At 60.7% G+C, this 21778-nt stretch carries 20 protein-coding genes; 6 read left to right on the forward strand and 14 right to left on the reverse strand.

Annotated features, from left to right (window positions below; translation table 11 throughout):
- Nucleotides 1–138: 138 nt before the first annotated feature.
- The gene (locus tag KIH07_RS06525) at nt 139–516 is read right to left on the reverse strand and encodes an HAD domain-containing protein (RefSeq protein WP_264181813.1); all 378 of its coding nucleotides are present in this window, start codon (nt 514–516) and stop codon (nt 139–141) included.
- A gap of 296 nt (nt 517–812) precedes the next feature.
- Between KIH07_RS06525 and KIH07_RS06530 the strand changes: the two genes are divergently transcribed.
- Nucleotides 813–1046, forward strand: a complete 234-nt coding sequence (locus KIH07_RS06530) for an H-NS histone family protein (protein ID WP_226491194.1) — start codon at nt 813–815, stop codon at nt 1044–1046.
- Nucleotides 1047–1267: 221 nt separating this feature from the next.
- Entirely contained in the window at nt 1268–1576 is a 309-nt protein-coding gene (locus KIH07_RS06535) for a hypothetical protein (RefSeq protein ID WP_226491195.1), read from the forward strand.
- 435 nt (nt 1577–2011) lie between these two features.
- On the opposite strand, the gene KIH07_RS06540 is transcribed toward KIH07_RS06535, so the two are convergent.
- The 9 genes from KIH07_RS06540 to KIH07_RS06580 all read right to left on the reverse strand — a co-directional run bounded on the left by KIH07_RS06540 (nt 2012) and on the right by KIH07_RS06580 (nt 12393).
- On the reverse strand, nt 2012–2482 hold the full coding sequence (locus tag KIH07_RS06540) for a GNAT family N-acetyltransferase (RefSeq protein ID WP_226491196.1): 471 nt from the start codon (nt 2480–2482) through the stop codon (nt 2012–2014).
- Nucleotides 2479–2760 carry a DUF1778 domain-containing protein gene (locus tag KIH07_RS06545; protein ID WP_226491197.1) on the reverse strand — a complete coding sequence of 94 codons (282 nt, stop codon included), beginning with the start codon at nt 2758–2760 and terminating at the stop codon, nt 2479–2481. The genes KIH07_RS06540 and KIH07_RS06545 overlap by 4 nt, the downstream gene beginning before the upstream one ends.
- Before the next feature lie 144 nt (nt 2761–2904).
- The gene (locus tag KIH07_RS06550; RefSeq protein WP_226491198.1) at nt 2905–3273 is read right to left on the reverse strand and encodes a hypothetical protein; all 369 of its coding nucleotides are present in this window, start codon (nt 3271–3273) and stop codon (nt 2905–2907) included.
- Nucleotides 3274–3719: 446 nt separating this feature from the next.
- The gene (locus tag KIH07_RS06555; RefSeq protein ID WP_226491199.1) at nt 3720–5726 is read right to left on the reverse strand and encodes a DUF4157 domain-containing protein; all 2007 of its coding nucleotides are present in this window, start codon (nt 5724–5726) and stop codon (nt 3720–3722) included.
- Nucleotides 5727–6011: 285 nt separating this feature from the next.
- A complete protein-coding gene (locus tag KIH07_RS06560) occupies nt 6012–6383 on the reverse strand; it encodes a DNA-binding protein (protein WP_226491200.1) in 372 nt (123 codons plus the stop codon).
- 1016 nt (nt 6384–7399) lie between these two features.
- Nucleotides 7400–7891: a hypothetical protein gene (locus tag KIH07_RS06565; RefSeq protein WP_226491201.1), complete on the reverse strand. Its 492-nt coding sequence runs from the start codon at nt 7889–7891 to the stop codon at nt 7400–7402.
- A gap of 12 nt (nt 7892–7903) precedes the next feature.
- On the reverse strand, nt 7904–9457 hold the full coding sequence (locus KIH07_RS06570) for a DUF4403 family protein (RefSeq protein ID WP_226491202.1): 1554 nt from the start codon (nt 9455–9457) through the stop codon (nt 7904–7906).
- A 13-nt stretch (nt 9458–9470) separates the two neighbouring features.
- Nucleotides 9471–9755, reverse strand: a complete 285-nt coding sequence (locus KIH07_RS06575) for a hypothetical protein (protein WP_226491203.1) — start codon at nt 9753–9755, stop codon at nt 9471–9473.
- A 1384-nt stretch (nt 9756–11139) separates the two neighbouring features.
- Nucleotides 11140–12393, reverse strand: coding sequence for an SH3 domain-containing protein (locus KIH07_RS06580; RefSeq protein WP_226491204.1), 1254 nt, complete (start codon nt 12391–12393; stop codon nt 11140–11142).
- Between the two features lie 168 nt (nt 12394–12561).
- On the opposite strand from KIH07_RS06580, the gene KIH07_RS06585 reads away from it, so the two are divergent.
- A complete protein-coding gene (locus KIH07_RS06585; protein WP_226491205.1) occupies nt 12562–13812 on the forward strand; it encodes a nucleoid-associated protein in 1251 nt (416 codons plus the stop codon).
- Nucleotides 13809–14798 carry a GTP pyrophosphokinase family protein gene (locus KIH07_RS06590; RefSeq protein WP_226491206.1) on the forward strand — a complete coding sequence of 330 codons (990 nt, stop codon included), beginning with the start codon at nt 13809–13811 and terminating at the stop codon, nt 14796–14798. The genes KIH07_RS06585 and KIH07_RS06590 overlap by 4 nt, the downstream gene beginning before the upstream one ends.
- Before the next feature lie 207 nt (nt 14799–15005).
- On the opposite strand, the gene KIH07_RS06595 is transcribed toward KIH07_RS06590, so the two are convergent.
- The gene (locus KIH07_RS06595; RefSeq protein ID WP_226491207.1) at nt 15006–15989 is read right to left on the reverse strand and encodes an IS5 family transposase; all 984 of its coding nucleotides are present in this window, start codon (nt 15987–15989) and stop codon (nt 15006–15008) included.
- Between the two features lie 773 nt (nt 15990–16762).
- Here KIH07_RS06595 and KIH07_RS06600 point away from each other — a divergent pair.
- Together KIH07_RS06600 and petA are read left to right on the forward strand one after the other, a co-directional pair.
- Complete coding sequence (locus KIH07_RS06600) at nt 16763–18100, forward strand: DUF3422 family protein (protein WP_226491208.1); 1338 nt, start codon at nt 16763–16765, stop codon at nt 18098–18100.
- Between the two features lie 101 nt (nt 18101–18201).
- Nucleotides 18202–18819, forward strand: coding sequence for a ubiquinol-cytochrome c reductase iron-sulfur subunit (gene petA / locus KIH07_RS06605; RefSeq protein WP_226491209.1), 618 nt, complete (start codon nt 18202–18204; stop codon nt 18817–18819).
- Between the two features lie 47 nt (nt 18820–18866).
- Here the strand turns inward: petA and KIH07_RS06610 are convergent, their stop codons facing one another.
- The 3 genes from KIH07_RS06610 to KIH07_RS06620 all read right to left on the reverse strand — a co-directional run bounded on the left by KIH07_RS06610 (nt 18867) and on the right by KIH07_RS06620 (nt 21728).
- Nucleotides 18867–19640 carry a DUF4395 domain-containing protein gene (locus tag KIH07_RS06610; protein WP_226491210.1) on the reverse strand — a complete coding sequence of 258 codons (774 nt, stop codon included), beginning with the start codon at nt 19638–19640 and terminating at the stop codon, nt 18867–18869.
- Nucleotides 19641–19872: 232 nt separating this feature from the next.
- Nucleotides 19873–20997, reverse strand: a complete 1125-nt coding sequence (gene mnmA / locus KIH07_RS06615) for a tRNA 2-thiouridine(34) synthase MnmA (protein ID WP_226491211.1) — start codon at nt 20995–20997, stop codon at nt 19873–19875.
- Between the two features lie 62 nt (nt 20998–21059).
- Nucleotides 21060–21728 (reverse strand): glutathione S-transferase family protein, encoded by a 669-nt coding sequence (locus KIH07_RS06620; RefSeq protein WP_226491212.1) that lies wholly within the window; start codon nt 21726–21728, stop codon nt 21060–21062.
- Between the last annotated feature and the right edge of the window lie 50 nt (nt 21729–21778).

The raw sequence follows: 21778 nt of genomic DNA on the forward strand, positions 1-21778 counted from the left end.
ACTTCGCATAGCGGGCGCCGCCTCGGACAAGGAGTTGTTCGATGACACCAGCCTTTCCCGCTTTTCAACTTCATCGGGAGCGATATGACGGATCTGGCCGGCAGTCTCTTCCATTGAAAATCCGTAGCTCGTCACGTGTCAGGCGGTGCAGGCATCCGGTGCCGCCAGTTTGCCCCGATCTTCAGCGCCACGAGTGGCCCGTGCGAACACAAGGTGCTTGTGCGTCAGTTTTTCGAGCCAGGATGTGCAGTTCATCTGCGCATTCGCGAACTTGCCGTGCCAGACGCGCTCTTCCAGTGTGATCACCGGCGTGACACCGATGACCCGCGACTCAATGTCGCTGGCGAACCATTCTCGAAGCTCTTCGATCGGACGGGTGATCCTCCATGTGGTGCTCAGAACCACCAACACGCCCGGGTGGTGCCGAAGCACCGCCTCGATCAGGGGCAGTGACAGGAACAGGAGGGCGCTTCCACAGGGCACCGGATGTGTGACACCGTCGAAGTCCAGAAGCAAGACGGGTGCGGCTTGAGGGTTTACGCCAGACCCCCGTCGTGCGTGATAAGGGCCGGTTGGCAAAGTACCGGGCAGCTCGTCTTGACAGGCTCTTGGCGAGCGAAGCGTCGGTGACAGGGTGAGATGTGGCGGCGCATCGGGGACTCCTGGAGGGAGCCTGGCCGCGGTTCAAACAGAAAGAAGGGCATTCGGTGCAAGCGCCTGATCGCCCGGGTGTTGCGTAGAAAATAAACGATATCGCTTATTCGCAGAGGGAGTTTCGATACATCCGGACTGGCCGTGAGGGCCACGCATACATGAACCATCAGAAGCCACGTGACCGCAACAGGATCGAGCCGTCTCGCGCTCGGCCGAGCGAGGCCATGGGAGAGCAGCGGTACCAGGAACTCATGCGCGGCCTGAATCACTTGTTCCTGGAATCCGAACACGAAACGCAGGACCAAACGGCTGCCCACCGTCAGCGGGTGATCGAGGAGATCAAAGCCTTGATGAAGCACCATGGCCTGACGGTTGAGGACATCGGCGGGTGACGAAACCCCGATGAAGCGGCACGCCGTCTGATCGGGTCAGGATCCGCCATCCGCAACAGCGCTGCGGGATGGGCCGGGGAACGCTCCCACCTGTCAGAGTTGCCAGGGCCACGCATGGCGGGCTCAACGAATGCACGAGCATCGCCAGCCAGATGAGCCGCCACAGGTTCAAACAAGGGGCGGCCAGCCTCAACTGGCAAGAATCAAAAGAGGGGGGGGCAATGGGGAAGTTTCCGGCGGAATTCGCCGACATGCTCAGCGCGCGAGGCCAGGTGATGCTGCGGCAGGGTTTCGCAGACACAGCGCGTTTCGCCGGCTGGAGCGCGAACAAGGACACGGGCTCCGGCCAGACGCCACTGGCCTTCTTGCCGGGCATGCTCAACAAGACCTGGGCGAAGCAAGCGCGCCACCTGCTTGACGCCACCATGCCGGCCCATGTCCGCCGCATCGAATCGCGCATTCCGCCCGAGACCATCTCCGGCATGCGCCGCAACTACACCGAGCGCTTGCCCAAGAGCATGCGCATCTAGACGGCCTATTTCGACTCCCCCCGAACGGCCGCTTACCGGGCCGCCGCGGACATCGCCTGCTGCAGATGCTTCGTTCGGAAAGCCTGGCTCTCTTCGCCGAGCGGATCACATCTACGGCCTGAAGTCTCCGTACGACTTCTACGCGTGAGACGGGGCGCGCCCACGCCTGGCGCGTGCACAGTGCACACCGTTGCTGGTCGCGGTGCAACTTGGACAGGGCTGCGCGGGCATTGCGGCCTTGAACTTGTTGGGTCGGTCGTGGGCCGGTGCTCTGATGACCGGGCCATCAAACGCTAGGGTTTGACGCCAGCTTTCGTTGACTGGCCCATGAGCTTGAAGCGACGGTGAGGGTACGACTTCCACCTGGAGGCATTTGACATGGTCCACCACTCCGCAATCAGGAGTGCCGGGAGCTGGTCAACGAAGCGACGAGTTTCAAACAGCTGGTACGGTTGCCAGAGGCAGGAACAAGGTGCGCGGTGAGTCGGGTAAAGCGATGAAGCCATGATGCCGGTAGAAGTTGGCTGCCGCATCGTCTTTGGCATCCGCCATCAAGGCGTAGGCGGCAATCTCGGGGCGGGCAGCTCGGCTCAGAGCATCGGCGAGCAGTGCACTGCCCAGCCCTTGCCCCTTGAAACCCTGATCGACAGCCAGGCGGCCCATGCGAATCGCGGGCACGGTCGGATGGCGAGGCAGTCTCTTCCCCGTACTGGCCGATGCCAAGGTGTAGTAGCCAGCGATGTGTGTTCCGTCCGCCGTGGCCACGAAACAGGCGGCCACGCGACGGCGAACGTCTTGGGTGACTTGCTCGTGCAAGTACCGATCCAACGGATCCGAGCCACTGTTGAACGTGGCCCGATCACGAACACCATCGAGCAGCGCGAGCTGGAACGGTGCGCGGCTCATTCAGCGCGCAAGAGCTTGCTGCGACGGGCGAAAGCACGCTTCAAGGCCGGGGACGGTTGCGGTGGCGACAGCAGCGCCTGAACAAAGCACTCCTGATCGGCCAGCGATAGCCGGATAACTTCGGCCTGCTCAATGGCCCGCTGCGCGGCGTCCTGCACGGCCGACACGACGAAATCGGTCATGGTGCGCCCCTGAAGTTCAGCGGCGCGCTTGAGCATCGCATGCAGATCGGTATTGATCCTGGCTTCGAGGCGGGCAGTAGAGATTGCAGCAGGCATGGGTTGAGCCTCCTAAAACGAAATAATGCGGCAATATGCCGTCCAAAACAACAGCCATGAATATTCAATGCTGACAGGGACTTAGGGTTGTGCCTGCGGCTTTTTACGTGAATCCCTGCCGGCCCTCATTTGAAGCATAGCCAATCACCCCTGCAGGGCCTCAACGGGGACACGGCGGCGACGCCGGACGCTCACCACAGGCGCGGTGACAGGACGTTCGATTGGGTGTTCGAAATCAAGGGCCTGAGGCAGGACACCCACCGCTGGCGCAGCGACGGGCAGCGATGGGTTACGACTCCAGTTTTTGCGAGGGAACTCTTGCCTCAGCGCACGGAGCACCTTGAACGTATTCAGTGGCTGAACCACTGCACCGTTGACCTGCACATATCGCCCCTCGGGCGTCTGAGCCAATGCCCCGATTTGGGTTCCGTTCTGGATGACCGCCAGATAGCGAAACCCAGCGTGCTCGACGAGCACAAAGGGGCGGATGTTGACTGTGGATTTGATGATCATGGATGCTGAAATCGGGTGCCGTCAGGAGCGTGATGGGGCGCTCCCGGCACATGGCCTTGTTTGCTGAGAATTGGTCGTCAACAAGAATCTGGCACGTCCTCATAACCGGGACCTTCTGCACCATTCCCTGAACACGATCTCTGGCCGGGCTACCGCTAGGTTGTTGATTTTAAAAGCGGCACATCGAAGAAACCTGGACTTTTCGCACCATTTCCCGGGATGCGACACTTAACACTGCAACCGGAATGACGGCTTTGCGGCACTTGGCCAGATGCCCGCTCCGGGTCGAGAGCTCCAGTTCGCAATCAAAGGCAGCGGACGTTCAACGCGCAGTTCTGCAGTGACATGTTCCCGACGTCGGCGCTGTCGGAAGCTGTCCAGGGTGACCTGGGCGAGCGAAGAGTCCCATCCCAGATGGAATCGGCCACTTGAGGCCAGCTTTGGCCTTACTTCGGGAAGAAGTCGAAGATCAGCCCGTTGGTCATGTCCATGATGCGCACCACCACGTCATTCATGCCAAGCTGCCCCGCATACCGACGTGCCTGCGCCGCGGCGGCTTCCAAGTTGCCGCGGGTGACCACGGTCAGCATCTTCAGCTCGCCCACGGTATTCAGGTGGAGGGTGTCGGCGCCCTTGGGGGCCATCTTGCCGACTTTGTGGCCAGCTGTGCCACCAAGCTGCGGCGTGGCTTCGGCCAGGTACGCATCGACCATCTTCAGATCGCGTGCGCTGGGCTTGGCCACGCGAATGTGGAATCCGGATCTGTCGGCGATCTTCTTCACGCGCAGGTAGGCGGCCACCTGAGGCGTCATCTTCTTGCCGCTGTGGGCCGACGCGACGATCAGCTCACCTGTGGCGTCGTGCGCGCGAATGTCCGCAACTTCGGCGCCCACCGACACCACGTCGTCGGTGCCGGTGGACAGCATGGACGCCGCTTCCCGGTCGGGCAGTGCGTTGTCGTTCACCGGTCGGGAGGGGCCGACTTTCTCTCCTACATCCTCCAGGCCCTTCAATGCTGACGGCAGGTCGTTGTCGTTGGCGGGCACTGGGTGACTGGCCTGTTCGACCAGGTCATCGGCACCGCGTGCAAGGCCTTGTCCAGGAGAAGGCACCGTTGGCGCCGTCTTCGGCGCCTTGCGCAAGCCAGTTTTCAACCCTTGTTCGCCAATGTCGGCAACCGCCTTCTCGCCTTCCTTGAGCAATGCGCGGCCGGCACGGCTGGTCCCGGAGCCACCCAGCGGCAGCGTGGCGGCAGTCTCCAGCGCGAACACGACGCCCTCGGCCGTGCTCTCGAACATCGCTTCGAGTTTCTGAGCCTGCGACGGAATGCCGGCCAGCTCGCAGGCCATGGCATATGCCCCGAAAGCCTCCACCATCGCTGCGCGTGCGGCCTTCGCTCGCCCGAAGGCCGCTGTGGAGTCCTCAAGGTTCTGGGCCGCGCGCAGCGCCTTGCGTGCCTCGCCAAGCTCAGCCACGGCCTTGAGATAGCTGCCGTAGTGCTTGCGCGTTTCCTCGTAGATCGCGTTGAGGTCGCCGACTGTCAGTTGGTAGGCGCTCACAGCGTCGGCCACGCCCCCTTCGGCGATCGAGCCTACTGTAGCCTCGGGGTCAGGTTGATCGGCCACCCTCGCGATCAGTGTCTGCACCGGCAGCGACAGCAGTTTGCTCGCAGTTCCCAGCGTGGGGCTCACGACGAGGCCGACGCCTCCGCCTGCGTACTGGTAGACCTTGCCCTGCAGCCCTTCAGGCGTCTTCAGCTTGAGGGCCTGGCGCTCCATGTCGGCCACGTAACGCTGGAGTTGCATCGTGCCGTCGTGCATGTGCTGGGCTTCATCTACCCAGTACGAGCGCTGGGCAGACGGACTCCAGGGCTGGCCATCGGGCAAGCGCAATGGCTCGGCCGAAGCCGCTTCGATGGCCCGCTCGGCCTGAGCCTGGGCTTCGGCCTCGAGCGTCATGCTGTCAGGATGGATCTCGGCTTCCCAACGCGCGAAGTTGGTGGGGCCGACCTGGCGCGCGGTCAGCTCGGCGGCCGCGGCCCGCACCTTCGGGTCGTCCTTCGACAAGCCTTGCAGCAAAGCCTGCTGTTCAACAAAGCGGCTCCATACGCTGTCGATTCGCTCGGTAGGGATCAGGAGCGGCGCAGAACCTGGCCTCTCGCATTGGATTCTCAGCCCAGACCCTGCGGAGGCCCTGGCCTGCTGCACCACGTGCGTGAGCTCATGGGCCAGGAGGCGCTTGCCAGCTGTGGTGTGAGGTGCAAGTCGACCCGCACCGAAGACAATGTGACGACCACTCGTGAACGCATTGGCGCCCAGCGCGGTCACGGCCCGGTCGGCCGCCCCGTCGGCATGAACGCGAATGTTGGAGAAGCTGTACGAAAAGCGTGCCTCCATAGTGTCAAGCGTCGCCGCGTCGAGCGCCTGTCCAGGTGAAGACAGAACAGGCTGCACGACGGCATTCCATGCAGGCCGCGACACGGGTTCGCTTCGAGCCTTGGGCGCGTGGAGCGGAGACCGTTGGACTGAGCGCGTCATCGAGTTTGCCCTGTTCTATTGGAGTGCGAAAGCAGCGTGCCGACACTCAATGCTAGCCAGGATTGAGGCCTGATCGCTGACCAGCAGCGACAACCGCCCGCTCGGCACGAGCCGATACCAGTCGCGGATGGCCGAGACTTTGATGGGTCGAGCACCGTCAGGACCGGACACATCTACCTCAATGGCGCTGGTGAACAGACCCTACCCCGAGAATCCGGACCTGACGGACTCCAGGTAGCCGATCGCGTCTTCGGCTCGACCTACTCCCACGAGCTGAATCAACGTCTTGTGATGGAACGCGGGGATTGGCTCGTTCTTGATCAAGAAAAGCGCTCGCGGGAGGTCCTCATGATCCTCAGACGCAGCGGAGAGCAAGCGCATCAGATCGCGCAGGGCAACCTGCAGTTTCGGGGACTCGGGGTGAGTTCGAAGAGTGTTTCGATGCACACCTGCCAGAGCGGCCAGTTCTTGCTGCTGTAGCTCAAAAATTTCAGCGACGGCCGCAGCAGATAGGCGTGATGTGCCGGCTTCGCGCGCGCCCTCCAGCATGTCGAAAAAAGCCAGGGCACTCATTTTTGACCTCCAGTGATCCGATGACGAATGCACATAGTAGGCATATTCCACGCATAGTGCACATCTTGAATTCAGTGCCGGGGAAGATCAAAAGAGAGAGCCATTGATCCGGCCCTATGAGGTTTGAAGTTCAGAGTGCGGATGCACAGTGGGCAGAGGTCGGGAAGGTGAAGACTTCACCGGGCCGGATCAATAACTATCAAAATCTACACATGTATATCAAGTCCTTGATATACATGTGTAGACGTCGATATACCTTGGTAGATTTCGATAGATTTTCACCAAGGCATGAGCGCTCGAAGGCGTTCCAGGGTGGCCTACGCAATTCTCGATACCCACCACTGGGCGAAGTCCAACAGGTCGCGATGCGCTGATGACACCAGTTCCGCTGGGTAGTCTCGGTTCGGTGAGCCGTTTGGCGCACGGGCGATCGGTGCACGGTGGATGCTGGCGTCCACTCCCTGGAGATAGGGAAGGTGGTCATCCACAAAGGCTTCCGGCTGCAGGTCGAACAACAACTGTGCCTTGGGACTGATGGCTCCCACACCATGCCGGACAGCCCAGGCGCGCCAGCCACCCACCAAGGGCACGGCGTTACGTTGCGAATAGGACGGGTCCGGGAATACGGGGGCAAGATCACCAGATGCGCTGGTCTTACAAGGGCTGTCAGCGGGAACGGGACTTCTCGGGATGAATAGTTGCAACTGAACATTCAAGTGGCAACTGAAGTTGCATGGGTCTGAGTGCGTCTCCGCTGCGGGACCTCCTTTGGGTGACTCTGAGCAGGGGTGCCTGGGGCGCTACACCGACTTGCATTTCATGTGATCAACGTTCCCGAAAACTCACCCTGTCGGACCGGTTCAGGCTGGGTCCAGTCATAGGAAATTGACGGCTGAACGATCGCGAGTCTCGTAACCTGTCATTCGCGGAACAAGGCCCTGAGCGACTGGTTGACCATCCAAACCGGTCATCCGACTGAGGCAACACGCCGGTGGCAGATGGCAGCTATCCGGCGCTCATTTGAGTACAGTCTCCGACCGTGCGCACAAGGTCCGGCGCCCATCGCGCTCGTCACAGAAACCAAGGTTCACGATCACAGGGCCCTTGGTCTCTGGTGCCAGCAAGGTTGCCGTCGAAGACTGTGCTGACAAGCTCCCGGCGCCTTTCACCTTGGCTTTGAGATCGTTGCACACGGCGACAGCGTTTGGGTACTTTGAAGGGTCCGAACAAATGTCGACGCTCTTCGTGCGAAGCGTCGACACATTCTCCAGGGCCGCGGCAATGCACCACGAAGAGCCGCGAACCTCAATGAGGTAGCCCGAGGCCGCGGCGCCCAGACTAAGGTACGAGCGCTTGTTCGCGGCCTCAGTCGTGATCGACTGCCCTTCTGCCTTGAGTGCCTTCCGCATGTCGGCTTCGAGGAGGCAGGTTCCAAACGGCAGCGCAAAAACATGCGGCGTAGTAGTCATCGCCACCAGTGCACAAACCATCGTGACCGTTCGCTTCATGACGTTGTACTCCTACGGCAGCGTGACCTTGCCTAGCGACGCGTCGACCTTCGCGTCGAACAGCGCCTCCACCTGGAACGCCTTCTCGTTGGCCAGCATGCGCCCGATACCGATCTTGACGTCGCTCGCTGTGAGCTTGACCCCATCTTGGCCGGCGTTGTTGACCAAGTCGGTGATGTCGCCTTCAGCCTTGCTGAAGGGTTGGCTCAGATCCATCTCGAAGCCGTTTCGGATCGCCCGCGTGACCTGATCTTCGATCAGCACCGAGGCGACGTCCCAGATCGGATTGGCGAACTTGCGTGTTACCTTGACCTCTGATAAGCGCACCTTTCGGCCGCCGTCGACCGCCTCCGGCTTTGCCGTCAGCCACACCGTCCCGGACGTGTTCATAAAAAACAGGTACTGAAACTCGACTGCTACTGATACGCCGAGAGCAAGCTTCTGTCCGTTATCCGTCGGGTAAAGCTCCACCTTGGTCGGAGTGACCCTCACCCGGCCGAGTGGCGAGTTGGTGATGAACTTCGCGCGGTCTAGCTCCTGCTTGGCCAGCGCTTCGAAGGTGTAGTAAAGCGTCGATACCGGCACTGCTAATGAAAAGCTCCCCGGGCTGATAGGGGCCGGCTTGTTCGCTGGCAGGGGGATCGGTGTGGTGGACACGGCTTCTGGGTCCAGGGACACGTTTGCGTCCAGACGTCCCGACAGTACGGCATCCGTGTTAGTGACCTGCAGGCCGGGGATGTAAAGCGCCTGAGGAACGATGTTCAGGTGCAGCTGTTCATACGGCACCTTGACGGGAAAGCTGTACGGACGCCAAGCCTTAGCCAGTGCTTCCCTGACCGGCGTGCAGGGAATATTCTGCTGAAACAGATCCTTCACCTCGCCGATCTTGGGCTTGATTGAATTGTCGACGGCTCCTTCAAACTCTAGGTTCCAAGGCCCGAAACAGGCCAGGCCGTTTAGGACGCAGCTTCTCCCAATGAGTTCGACTCGTGGCGGGGTTAGCCACCTGTATTTAAGGTCGATACCTGTCAGCGTGGGACAGAAGTTTTGGTCCGCTGCTAGGCCGGACTCGAACCTGACCTCTACTGCTGCGTCGAAGTTCTTGTTCGAGAGCGACAACCATTTCGCGATCTCTCCACCGAAACCAGCGCCACCGCTGAGCGCGCCTGACACGTTCACAACGAGCTTGTTCTGAACGGGCTCGCCAGTGACTGTGATCGGGGCTGGCTGGCTGACCGTGTAGTTCCATTTGGCATCCAAGGATTCGCAGATAAGGCACCCTGAAAAAGGCCATGGTTTTTCGATCCTGACCTTTGCAATCGTCGCTTTGTCAACGACCGTGACGGGCAAGACCTTCCCGGTTGCGGTATTCGCCGCTGTCTCGAAGGTAACGAGCGGCATCGACAGCGCCGGCTGGATCGTACTCGCTCGAGGCTGTAGCGGCTCATTGGCAGGAAGCCGCGCCGGTTGCTCCGAGATCGCCGAGTAGCGATAGAAAAAGGCGCACCCGCCCAATTGGGACGCGGCGATGATGAGAACGCATGCCCGAAGGGCTCTGTTAAACATGGCCGCCCCTTTCTCAGCTGTCGAAGCCAAGGCAGATGCACACGCCGGAGCCCGGCTTGACTTTGTCGCCCTTGAATCGGCCCTCACCGTCATAGGTGCATACGTGGCTGTTTTGTACGACGACCGCGCACGAGGTACCGTTGTCGGTTTCGCTGTTCGGTGTGCCGATTGCGGGACATATTTGCGCCCCCTGGCGGCATCCGATGGTGGACGACGCGCACCCGTTCACAAGTAAAACTGCCATGGCGCATGCAAGCGCCACGCGGCTCGTTGCCAATGCAATTTTTCGTTTTGCCATGTCCGCTCCTTTGGCAGCGACGCCACGCATTTTCAGAAACTTATTGTTAAAGAGTCAACCGGTTTACCGCATTTTGCTCCAGCGCGGCCCTTAAATCTAGGGGTTGATGCGGCAGATTGTTGGCAGACAACTTGTACACCCCCTCGCGCAATTGACCAACTCGATCTCGGTTTGACCATCGAGCAAGGATTCGATCGCGTATTGGTGCAGCCTTTCAACTGCCATCGCTCTAGCCCTTGAACAAGCCGGAAACACCTGCCGACTACACCCCGACGAAAAGGGGTTTGATCCCGCCATGGGGGGCACGGACCTGACCGCGTACGTGAGGCCAAAGTGCTGAACCCTGAGTTGCTGCGTACTAGGCTCGCATCGACGCCGCATAGCAGTTGGACATTATTTTCCCGATTTGCTGAGACGTCTTTTTTCCCTACTCGACGGCCTCCATAACAAAGTGCCCATCAAAGGGCTCGCCTTGCAAGCTGTGAAAACTGGGCATTAAGGGAAGTCTTAGGCACATTTAGCGCGCGTCCATCGTGACGTCGATGAACGCCCCAAGTTGGTTTACCGCTGGCAGAAAGGAGACGCTGTGCAACGAGAGCTGGTGAGTGGCATCTTGTGGAAGTGCAGTGTCCGAAAGGTGGGTTGGTTGGCACTGCCCTGTCAGCCATTTCACGGATGCCATGCGGATGGCCTGGTTGAACCAAGTCGCGGCGAGTTCACCTTATTACCCGAGTGGCCTAGGCCGAATTGCTGGCGTGGCAAGTCTGGACCAATTTCGTGACTTCCGATTTATAGATCGACAGTTGGCAGCAGTAATGTCAGCTCAGGGTCGACAGTGTGAGTTCAGCCCTTCGAGCAGTTGACATTCGCCCGCGATTTGAAAGGGTACCTCCGACCTGCCAAGCTGGATGACTGCAGCCGCCTCGATACCGGTCATCGATGCTGCCGCACTGCCGGGCAAGCCGATGACAGCTTTGTGCAAGACACCGTGAACTCAGCTCCCGGCGGCGACAGACGGCATTCGCTGCAGAGCCGTCCTCCCGTGGGATCGCGAGAGGCTGATCTGAGTCACTCGGGGACGACGGTCCAAACAGCAGGGATGGTCGTCAGCGGTCATTCAGCGATCGACCACGCTAGCGACCGCTTTCCCGTCAAGATCGGGTACTCGCCGCTGGAGGGCACCAAGCCCTGGGAGAAGGACAGGTTTCGCTCGGGGCGGAGTGATACTGCCGACCCCAAGCTGCCCTCCACTTATGCCCGGTATCTGGCCAGCTGAATCTGCGACAACAGGGACTCAGTCTGCAAGAGTAAGAGCTCCTGCGCGTACCAAGCAGTTGAACCACACGAAGATTCATCGACCCCGTGTGAAGCTTCGTCCAGAGCGTCATTCACCACCGCCATCATGAAAGTTGGCGGGCACTCGTTCAAGGTATTTTTTCAAAACCCATCCCGTTCGATGCTCCCCGAGCAACCAGTGGTAGTACCCCACTTCGACCCATTTGCCATCACGTCCCACGGAGCGCACCACCTCATTGGGCAAAAGCTTGGCCTCAACGGAAGATCCGTGCCTTGGCTGGGATCGAACAGGAGCACTCCGACTGCGAACGACAAAACGCTCCTCCGGTACGTGGACTGAGTCCGCCAGACACTGTGCAATGAGCACCGTGAGGCTTTGTAGCTGTTGGGACTGCACCGCTAAGGCCGCAACAACCTGCTGATGATTGACCTCTGTTTTGGCCTCTTGCAAACTGCTGCTGTACTCCTGATAAGCAAAAATCAAAAAGATCAGCAAGAAGCTAATCAACTTGATTACGTCGTCTTGCCGATGACTCAGTAAACCCTTTTGACCAGGATCATTGTTTGGCTGTATTTGCCCATCCGGGCCAATCCCGATCCAAGAAAACTGATCTTCAACGCCCTCTTTTCCGAGAATCTTTGCCAGTGCAGCAGCAGAGTTCCAATCGATGGTTGGCAATGCAATTTTTCTGAGCCCAAGATCCTTTTGAATGTCTTGAAGTACAGCAGCCAGACTTACGACTTCATTGGGTACTTTCCATTGATTGCTGATGCTTTCAAAATCTTTCAAATACCTCTGAGTAGTACTTCCAAGATTAAGGCTCTCAAAAACCTTGGAAGTTTGAACGTGCGATTCTTCTAGCCTTTTTGCCCAGGTTGCTGCCGCAGAGCTAAGCGATGCAGTCTTTTCAAACACGCTGGCCATTTCAGTTGCCCGGGCACCCAGAGATGCAAAATCTTTAAGCATCCGTTGAGTAGAGTCATCGACCATCAAACTCTGGCGGATGCTCTCGATGGGCATCATCATTTTTCTCATGCTCTCCTGCCCGGCTTTGTACACCTCTTGCCACTTATTTATCGACTGCATTGCCGTCGCGTCCTCAGACACCATACTTTGAATTTGAGAAACCAAACTGACAGCAGGAAGCTGTGCCAATCTAATTTCTTCGGCCAACCGAGCGTAGGCAGGCGCCTGTGAAATTTCCCTGACGTGTTTGGACAGGGCATCCATTTGAGCCGTTGCACCAAGCCAAGCTGTGCGATCCTTTTCGATTTTCGCAAGCTCTCGGGCTAAGAGACCTACGGAACTAGATGTCAGGGATTTCTCAATAGCTGGATGCATGGTGGAGTGGTGCTGAAAAGATGAAACTCAGAAGCCTAAAAATGCCTCCCAGAAAACGTATTTCACCCCAGTTCGTTGGTGTTTGTATACCCCCACCATCTGCCATATTTGCCAAAGTCTGTTTAATGGGATGACCTTGTAGACAGAAGGCCCCCAGAGGAGCCCTCGATGGCGGCGGTAGTGGTAGCACCTCAGCCTGAAAACCAGTTGCCATGGCGCAGCATCGCGCTTTCAAACGGTTGCACTCGTCATCCGTCCAGTACGATGGCGGCAGGCGATGTGGCCTCGGCCGCATCAGGGAGTAAAAAACAAGACCGCATCATGTCCTTTGAAAACCTGTCCATTGGCCGCCTGATCATTCATGAAGTTTTTGCACGGGGCCCTGACAGAGCCCTTGTTCAGCCGAACTACGGCAACCAACTTTTAGTGCTGCCACAAGAGGCACGAGACGCCCTTCAAGCCCGCATCACCAACGCACTGGGTCAGTCCTCGCACGGTGTGGAGATGTCGATCCGGGACTTTGGTGCAGAGAGCACGTGGAAAATTTCAAAGGTGCTGATCGAGTCGCAAGGCAACGATCAGCTGTTCGTGAACCTCTCTCAAAGCATCGCGACAAAGCTTGCTGTTGCTCAGGGCAACCGAACGATCCCTGGTGGCATCGTGGTAGTGATCGAGGGCACGTGCGGCAACCCCTCCCGCTCGTTCATGTGCATCATCAAAGCTGAGCCACACGGGGGGTTCACCAAGCGGCAAGCCAACGGACAGCTGACACTCGAATACATCAAAGAGTTGATCCTCACGCCACAGGCAAAGCTCTACAAAATTGGGGCCTTCCTTCGGAAAGATCCCCAGGCTGCGACGGTGCAAAACCCCACGCACGGTTGGCACGCCTTCATCTTTGATGATCTGATCACGCAGGGCAACAAGCTGACCGCTGCACAGTATTTTTATGAAGCATTCTTGGGCCTCGAATTTCCCTCGAACAGTGCTTTTCAGACCAAGCAGTTTCATGCACTGACCAAGGACTTCATACGAAACGCCAACATCGATGCAGAGAAGAAACTGGATCTTTTGAACGCACTGACCACGTACTTGAAAGTTGATCAGGCCGCCACGATTCAAGTGGACGTGTTCTCACAAAATTACCTCGTTGACCCCGTGCTGCAAGACGCCTATACGGCACACATGCAGCAGAAGGACTTTCCACTCACCGCCATTCACAAGGACCTCTCAGAAGTCCAGTCCCAGCTGCGGCTGCGAAAGCTCACCTTCGGGCACGACATCAAGCTCACAGCACCGGCCTCGAACTTCGAGGACTACATTCGGATTGAATCGATCGATGGTGATGCCGATCCGCAAGGAAACGTGCCAAAGTGGACGCTGATCACGGTCCGTGATCACATCAGAGACCAAGAGTGAACGAGCAAGAAATCCTTGAACGATGGGAGAAGGAGTCCCCGTTCTACAAGGCATGGGCCGACCTCATCGGTCAAAAAATCGAAGAGCGGCTGCTGCCCCGTATCGAGCCCACACCACTGAGCTACTTTTTGAAGGTGGAGATGAAGCCGCGCCTCAAAGGCAACACGAGCTTGATCGACAAGGCCCTCTACCGCAGCAAGCCCTATAAGGACCCATACGACGACATCACGGACAAAGTGGGCATGCGGTATGTGGTGCTGCTGACCTCACACATCAAGGAGTTTGAATCGATCATCGAGAGCCAAGAATGCGCAGCGTTTTGGTTCTGGTCCAAGGACAAGGATTACGAGGCTGAGAAGCTCTCCAAGCCTCTCGAATTCGCGTATCAGTCCGTGCACTACGTGCTGCGGCCACAACCTGGCCTCGCTATCGATGGACAACCGCTGCCCGAAGGAGTCGCATGTGAGGTGCAGATCCGCACGCTCTTGCAGCACGCTCACAGTGAGCTGACACACGACACGATCTACAAGCCAAAGACCAACGCTCAACCTTCGGTCAAACGTACGGTTGCAAAAAGCATGGCCTTGATCGAGGCCACGGACGAGTTCTTTGAGCAGGCGATGACGGATCTGGCCAAGGCGAATGCACCACAGCATCAGCTCTTGGAGTACCTCTCTACTGCTTATAAAAACGGCACGGGCATTACCCCCGGACAAGAGCGATCCAACCAGTTGGTAGTTGACGCCCTCATGGAGCTACTTCCAGAAAATCCTGTCGATCGAATCGAGGAGTTCTTGGTCTCCAAGAACTACATTTTTGATCGGATTAAAGAGCAAAAAGGGCAGCGGCACTTTTTCAATCAACCCGCCGTGCTTCTAGCGTATTTTCTTTCCGACAAGTCGCCTGCCCAAACACGCGATATCTGGCCCATAGACTCAAATGATCTAGCCAAGGTTTTTAGCGATCTTGGTAAAAAATTTGAATGACTTTCCCTCCAACAGATAGCTCTCTAACCTTCTGAGCTTATTCTTTTGATGAGCAAAGCTTGAAGGGCTAAGGAAGGTCTGCACAACACCCGCCGCGGCGTGAGTTGATGCATGTGATTTCAGATGGCGACGATTTCAGGCACGCTGGGTGCGTTTGAGGGCCGAGTTCACCAGGTCTTGCACCCCTCTGGCGGCCCGCAGACGCACTCATCCCCGCATCTCCTGCAGCAACGTGCGCCGCACCATCCACAGATTGGACAGCGCAAACAGCGTGTGCAACTGCGCGGTGTTCTTGGCCAATCCCCGGTAGCGCACCTTCACATGCCCGAACTGGCGCTTGATCACCCGGAACGGGTGTTCAACCTTGGCCCGGATGCGCGCCTTGGCCTGCTCCAGTTGGTCCAGGATCGCACCCATCGGCGTGCTCTTGTCCAGCACCTTGCGCTTGCCCGGTCGCATCGCCACATGCCAGTTGACCTTGATCTCTTGAGTCTCTTGCCGCTTGCCCACGCCTTGATAGCCCGAGTCGGCGAAGACATCGGTTTCGTCTCCGTGCACCAGCGCGTGCGCCTGCGTCACATCGTTGACGTTGGCCGCCGTGCCCACCACCGTGTGCACTAGGCCCGAGTCCGCATCGACCCCAATGTGCGCTTTCATCCCGAAGTGCCACTGGTTGCCTTTCTTGGTCTGGTGCATCTCGGGGTCGCGCTCGCCGCTGCTGTTCTTGGTCGAGCTCGGTGCAGCGATCAGCGTGGCATCGACCACCGTGCCGCTCTTCAAAAGCAATCCCTTGGCCGCCAGCGTGGCGTTGACGGTAGCCAGGATCTGCAAGCTCAGGTTGTGGGCTTCGAGCAGGTGGCGAAAGCGCAGGATGGTGCTCTCGTCAGGCAGGTTGTCTTCGCCGGCATCCAGGCCCACGAACTCGCGAAACAGCACCATGTCGTACAGCGCCTCTTCCATCGCCGGGTCCGAGAGGTTGAACCACTGTTGGATGAAGTGGATGCGCAGCATGGTCTCGACCGCAAACGGTGGGCGACCGCCCTTGGCGCCAGGAGCCGGTGCGTGCGGCGCGATCAGCGAAACCAGCTCGGCCCACGGCACGACCAGGTTCATCTCGTCGAGGAACTCGCGCTTGCGCGTGCGCTTGGTCTTGCGCTCGAATCCGCTCTCGCCCAGGCTCATTTGCTTCATGCCGTCACTGTCTCACATCGGGCCGGGGGCGCCGGGGTTTTGCAGACCTTCCCTAAGCATACCGTCCGGTAAATTGGGGGAAGCTCAGTGTGCTCTCGCGGGAGGAAGAACATCTGGAGTAGGTGCGTTAGAGCGCCGCGTGCGCGCCAAACAGTGGGCTGCAACGTCTTCAGCACTCTCACGAGCTGACACTCAACAGCTGTGGTTGCTTTGGCCTGGATGACCGAAATGTGGCGAAGACTGCGGACTTAGCTTTACATCCCCAACGTCGGCAATCGCTGCGCAACGGTCCTAGCCGCCGGGGCATCGACCAATCAAAGTATGTTGGCATCTCCAGTGCAACGGAACAGACTTCGGATGTAGCCTTTTCATCGGACGCTACCAAAAGCGGCTGTAAATTGGTACTCTTTCGCATGCACCCATGTGATCGTTACGCGTAGATTTGGCTGCAAGGCCCTTTGTGCCGGAATTTTTCTGAAAACGCGTGGCGTTGCTGGTCCGGCTAGCTGGCTGTAGGTTCGATACGAAGCTGCGTTTTGGTAGTCTAGGAGGTGTGGACTCATGAACCCACACATTCAAGGGCGGACTGTTGATCTCCTCGCTCTATAAGTGGCTTCTATCCACAGTTTTTGGTGGGCATAACCGTTCTGATTTTCCCGATCCCTGATGCCACGTCGATCCCCAAGGACGTGGCCTTGCACCCGCCCGACCCCCGGTCCGGCGGGTTTTTTTTGCCGCGGCGGTGCGCGGCACAGCCGGCACAATCGGGCCCCATGGACACCACCTCCACCGGCGCCGCCACCCCCCACCGCCTGCCCGCCAGCGACCCGCAGCGCGAGCTGCTGCACAACGAGGTGCACGCGCGCCCGCCCGCGCGCATCCGCCTGCCCACGCTGGTCACCTACGTGGCGGTCTTCAACGAGGACGTGACGCGCGAACAGGAGTGTGAACAGCTGCGCCGGCTGCCCGGGCAGGACGCGCTCACCGTGGACGATCTGCAGGGCAACTTCCTGCGGTTGCGCCTGCCTGGCTACACGCTCAAGTGGGAGCGCCACACCGAGTTCACCCGCTACTCCATCGTGCAGGCGCTGCCCGAGGGCTGCGGCCTGGGCACCCGCGAGCCCGACCTGCTCTCGCACATCGCCACGCCCCCGGGCTGGCTGCAGACCATTCCCGGGCGCACCTTCGCCGCCATCCAGCTCGCCATGGTGGTCGGCGAGCTCCACCCGCTGAGCGACGGGCTGGCGCAGGCCCGCACCTGGCTGGGCGAGCACACCGTGGTGGCGTCGCTCATGGGCAACAACGGCCACTCGGTGGCCGTGACCGACTTCTGGCTGCGGCCCGGCGGCTTCGAGCGCATGCTGGTGATCGCGCCCGAGGACACCTCCGAAACGCGCGCCGGGCGCATCGTCTCGCGGCTGTTCGAGCTCGAAACCTACCGCCTCATGGCCCTGCGCGCCCTGCCCGTGGTCAAGCAGCTCGCCCCGCTGCTCGCGGCCTCCGAGCGGCAGCTGGCCGACATCACGGCCCAGCTGCAGAACAAGAGCGCGTCCGACCAGGCGCTGCTCGACACCCTGGTCTCGCTGGCCGGCGGCGTGGAGCGCGCCACGGCCGAAAACATCTACCGCTTCTCGGCCACCCGCGCCTACGACACCCTGGTGGCCCAGCGCATCGCCGAACTGCGCGAACGGCCCATCCAGGGCACGCAGACCCTGGGCGAGTTCATGCAGCGCCGGCTCTCGCCGGCCATGGCCACCGTGGCCGCCACGGCGCAGCGCCTGGCCTCGCTCTCCGAACGCGTCACCCGCACCAGCGCGCTGCTGCGCACCCGGGTGGACATCGCCACCGAAGAGCAGAACCAGCAACTGCTGGCCAAGCTCACCAAAGGGCAGGAACTGCAGCTGCGGCTGCAGAGCACGGTGGAAGGCCTGTCCATCGCGGCGATCTCGTACTACGTGATCAGCCTGCTGCTCTACCTGGGCAAGGCCGGCAAGGCCGTGGGCCTGCCGATCAACCCCGAGATGGCCGCCGGGGCCTTGATCCCGCTGGTGCTGTGGGCGGTGTGGCGCACCACCAAGCGCATCCACGAGAAGCTGCACGCGGGGCACTGAGGCCACTGCGGCCTGAACCATCGACGGCGCGCCGGCTCCAACGCTGGCGCGGCGCTGGCCGCTGGCCGGTGCCGCACGCCTTCAACCCACAGGAGCGCGCCATGAGCACCCACACCTTTCCTTCGCTGGCCCCCGATGCGGCCGGACACGACGCCGAGCGCCGCACCTGGCTGCGGCTCGCCACCTCGCTCGGTGGCGTGGCCACGGTGGGCGTGGCCGTGCCATTCGTGGCCAATTTCGCGCCCAGCGAGCGCGCCAAGGCGCAGGGCGCGCCGGTCGAGGTCGACATCAGCGACGTCGCCCCCGGCGGCCTGAAGACGGTGGAATGGCGGGGCAAGCCGGTGTGGATCCTGCGGCGCACGCCCGACATGCTGGCCGCGCTCGAACAGACGGCCGATCTGGCCGACCCGGCGTCGGAGCGGGAACAGCAGCCTCCCTACGCCGCCAACAACGTGCGCTCCGTGAAGCCCGAGGTGCTGGTGGTGGTGGGCATCTGCACCCACCTGGGTTGCTCCCCGACCAACCAGCCCGCCAGTTCGGACAACCCGAGCCTGCCGGCCGGCTGGAAGGGCGGTTTCTTCTGCCCCTGCCACGGCTCGACCTTCGATTACGCCGGTCGGGTGTTCCGCAACAAGCCGGCCCCCAGCAACCTGGAAGTGCCGCCCTACCGGTTCCTGGCCGACAACCGCTTGTTGATCGGTGAGGACGGCCAGGCCTGAGCCGGTGGTGGGCCGGGCACGCGCCAGCGCCGCGAGCGAGCGGGCGCTCAGCTGCACCCGTTGTGCTGCTTCCAGGTCGCTTCGTGGCCGATCGCCTTGGCGAAGGCCGGCACCTGGCAGCGTTCGGCTTCCGCCTTGGGGTCGGTGGGCGCACCGGCCACGGGCTTGAGACCCATGTCCTCCAGCGTCGCCATGTCGTCGAAGCCACCCAGCGGGCCGGTCTCGTCCACCCAGCCCTTGGCCAGCGTGAGGGCGCCCACGAACAGCACCAGCACGGCCGCCTGGGGCAGGGCGATGCCCCAGCCTGGGCGCCGGGCCGGCACCTCGCACACGCCGCCAGGGCAGAGCTGTGCTTTCTCGCGGTTGAAGACGTTGTAGAGCTTGCAGCCCAGGCAGATGCCGAAGGCGGTCTCGAAGAACATCAGCGTCAGGCAGCTGGCGCAGACCAGCATGTTCACCGGGCCCATGAAGCGGTTGAGCACCATCAGGTACAGCATGGCGATGCCCAGCAGCAGGCCCAGGCCCCAGGCGAAGCGCTTTTGCGGCGCGCCCACCCATTCGGGCGTCTGGTGGCGCACGATCCAGCCGCCCACGATCATGCTGGGCGCCCAGCGCGGGTTGAGCATGCGCAGCGTCATGTCGATCAGGAACACGATCACGAACAGGCGCGTGGGCTGGTAGTTGGCCGTGAGCAGGGCGTTCATGAAGGACACCACGGCGGGGAAGAACAGCAGGCCGGCGGCGGCGCGCACCGTGCGCTCGTTGACCACGCGCACCGGGTAGCCGTCCACGGTTTCGCCAAACTGGAACAGGTTATTCATGGTTGTCTCCGAATATTCGGATAGTTATGGTATCGAGGTCTGAATCCCGTGTCGTGGGGAAATTCCCTCGGTGCCACCCAAACCGGTGTGGCTTCCATACCGAACGGTTCTTACGCTTTGGGCAGCGAGTCGGGGTCCAGTGCTCTGAGCTTGCTGGAAAGCGGGCGCTCACTGATGCCCTGGCACTCGACCAGCCCGACGCGGCTGCTGCGCCGCAAAGGCCGATCGCCGCTCAGGTGGGCGCGTTGGCTGCCTCGGTCGTGATCACACCACCGCCCAGGCAGACCTCGCCGTCGTACAGCACGGCGCTCTGGCCGGGCGTCACCGCCCATTGCGGCTCGGTGAAATGCAGCGTGATGCCGGTGGCGTCGGTCTGCAGCGTGCAGGGTGCGTCGGCCTGGCGGTAGCGCGTCTTGGCCGCGATGTCTGCGACCTGCGGCGCCTCGCCCGCGACCCAGCTCAGGTCTTCGGCGCGCAGGCTGGGCGAGAGCAGCCAGGGGTGGTCGTGGCCCTGCACCACCCAGAGGATGTTCTTTTCCATGTCCTTGCGCGCGACGAACCAGGGCTGGTGCTCGTTGCCGCCCTTCTGCGCGCCCTTTTCACGGATCCCTCCGATCCCCAGGCCCTGGCGCTGGCCCAGCGTGTAGAACGACAGGCCCACGTGTTTCCCGATGGTGCGGCCGTTCGGGTCCTTGATTGGCCCCGGTTCCTTGGCGATGTAGCGGTTCAGGAAATCGCGGAACGGCCGCTCGCCGATGAAGCAGATGCCGGTGCTGTCCTTTTTCTTCGCGTTGGGCAGGCCGATCTGTGCGGCGATGCGGCGCACCTCGGTCTTGGGCAGCTCACCCACCGGGAACAGCGTCTTGCTCAGCTGCGCCTGGTTCAGCCGGTGCAGAAAGTAGCTCTGGTCCTTCAGCGGGTCCAGGCCCTTGAGCAGTTCGTGTTTTCCGGTGGCTTCATTCAGCCGGACACGGGCGTAGTGCCCGGTCGCGATCTTCTCGGCACCCAGGCGCATCGCGTGGTCCAGGAAAGCCTTGAACTTGATCTCGGCGTTGCACAGGATGTCGGGGTTGGGCGTGCGCCCGGCCGAGTACTCGCGCAGGAACTCGGCGAACACGCGGTCCTTGTACTCGGCGGCGAAATTGACGTGTTCGATCTCGATGCCCAGCACGTCGGCCACCGAGGCGGCGTCCACGAAGTCGATGTTGGACGAACAGTACTCGCTGTTGTCATCGTCCTCCCAGTTCTTCATGAAGATGCCGATGACCTCGTAGCCCTGCTGCTTGAGCAGGTGCGCGCTCACCGCGGAGTCCACGCCCCCGCTCAAACCCACCACCACACGCTGTTTGTTTGCCATCCGGGGATTATCCCAGCCGTGTACCAGGCCCCGGGCACGGTCGACATGGCCCAGCGCGGCCTTCATCGGCCGGTCGGTGGTTTGCCGGTGAAAACCGCCCGTTGGGCGTCGAAAGCGCGCTGGTAGGCAGGGCGCGCTTCTCCGCGGGCCACGTAGGCGAAAAGGTTTGGGTAGTCGTCCAGCATTCCCGATGGTTTCAACCTGAGCAGCACCGCCACCATCATCAGGTCGCCCGCGCTGAATCCACCATCGAGCCAGTCGGCACGCCCCAGGCGAGCGGAAAGTTCGCCCAGCCGAACACGGACGCGGCCCTCGACGAGCGGCAGGCGCTGTTCGGACCAGGGCTTGTCGCTCTCCAGGAGCCTGGCGTTCTGGAGTTCAAGGATCGGCGGCTCAACCGTGTTGAGCGCGGCAAACATCCATGTGATCGCGCGCGCCCGGGCATTCGCATCGCCAGGCAGCAGGCCTGCGTGGCGTTGCGCAACATGGAACACGATCGCCCCCGATTCGAAGAGGACAAGATCGCCTTCTTCGTAGGTCGGGATCTGCCCGAACGGATGAAGCGCGCGATGCGCGGGCTCCTTCATGGCGCTGAAGGAAACCAGACGAACCTCGTAGGCTTGGCCCGCTTCTTCAAGCGCCCAGCGAACGCGCATGTCGCGCGCGAGTCCCTTGCCACGATCGGGCGACCGTTCAAAGGCGGTGATGGTGGGGGTCATTGGAAAGGTCATGGCAGTTTCTCCTTGGCTGGGTATCTGGTTGAGCGCCGGTAACGCCATCT

Origin of the sequence: Hydrogenophaga taeniospiralis (assembly GCF_020510445.1) — a bacterium.
Classification (GTDB): Bacteria; Pseudomonadota; Gammaproteobacteria; order Burkholderiales; family Burkholderiaceae_C; genus Hydrogenophaga.